This is a genomic window from Micromonospora sp. NPDC052213, from assembly GCF_040679695.1.
Taxonomy (GTDB): Bacteria; Actinomycetota; Actinomycetes; order Mycobacteriales; family Micromonosporaceae; genus Micromonospora.
In genome coordinates this window covers 7,438-8,322 of record NZ_JBFAVI010000237.1, presented here as the reverse complement: position 1 = coordinate 8,322, position 885 = coordinate 7,438, and the positions used below count along the sequence as shown (strand labels likewise).

Here is an 885-nt window from a genome sequence, read left to right as displayed (position 1 = left end):
CCTGCCGTGCCCGGCGGAGGGATCAAGCCTGACCGCCCGGAGCCGGGCACGGCAGGCCCCAGCCGCTCTGAGCTCAACCACCCCAGCGGACAGGGATCTCCATCGGCGGCTCGCCCTCGCCGGCCCAGAAGATCGTGCCCGAGGCGTCCACGACCACGACCCGGGGCGTGCGGGCGTGCCCCCAGGCGATCGCCTCCGCCGGGTCGTCCCAGCTCGGGCCCTCCTCGAGCACGCCGGTCTCGGCGCCCTCGCTGTCCCCCGCGGACCGCTCCCAGTAGGCCGTCCAGACCTGCTGGCCGGCGGACAGGTCGGGGTGCACGAAGACCGTGCCCCGGCCGCGCCAGGCCGCCAGCCGCTCCGGCACCACCGGCACCGGCGCCTCCCCGGTGACCGCCTCGAGGTCGGCCACGTCGAAGGCGTGCGGCAGCAGCTCGGCCATCCGCAGCGGGCCGCCCTTGGCCTCGATCAGGCACTCCGGGCCGCCCTGCTCCCACAGCAGCTGGCGGCACCGGCCGCACGGCATCAGCGGCTCGCCGGTGGCGTCGACGCAGGACAGGGCGACGATCCGGCCGCCGCCGGTGGCGTGCAGCGAGGAGACCACGCCGCACTCGGCGCAGAGCACCACGCCGTACGCGGCGTTCTCCACGTTGCAGCCGACCACCACGCGGCCGTCGTCGACCAGGGCGGCTGCCCCGACGGGGAACTTCGAGTACGGCACGTACGCGTGCCGCATCACCTCGGTCGCGGCGGCCCGCAGGCGCTCCCAGTCGATCTCGGTCATCCTGTCATTCTGCCGCATGCCGGTGACCAGCCGGAACGAGCGTCATCAACGACAGCCTGGAACCGGCACCTGCGGACCGTGCGGGACCCGCAGGCGCGCCGGCG

At 75.3% G+C, this 885-nt stretch carries 1 protein-coding gene; it reads right to left on the bottom strand.

Annotated features, from left to right (window positions below; genetic code table 11):
- Positions 1-73 precede the first annotated feature (73 nt).
- A complete protein-coding gene (locus AB0L34_RS31600; RefSeq protein ID WP_363709056.1) occupies positions 74-781 on the bottom strand; it encodes a cytidine deaminase in 708 nt (235 codons plus the stop codon).
- Positions 782-885: the final 104 nt, after the last annotated feature.

What these genes read in the sequence shown, in the direction of transcription:
- AB0L34_RS31600 (WP_363709056.1), bottom strand. Translation starts at nt 781, where the DNA reads ATGACCGAGATCGACTGGGAGCGCCTGCGGGCCGCCGCGACCGAGGTG.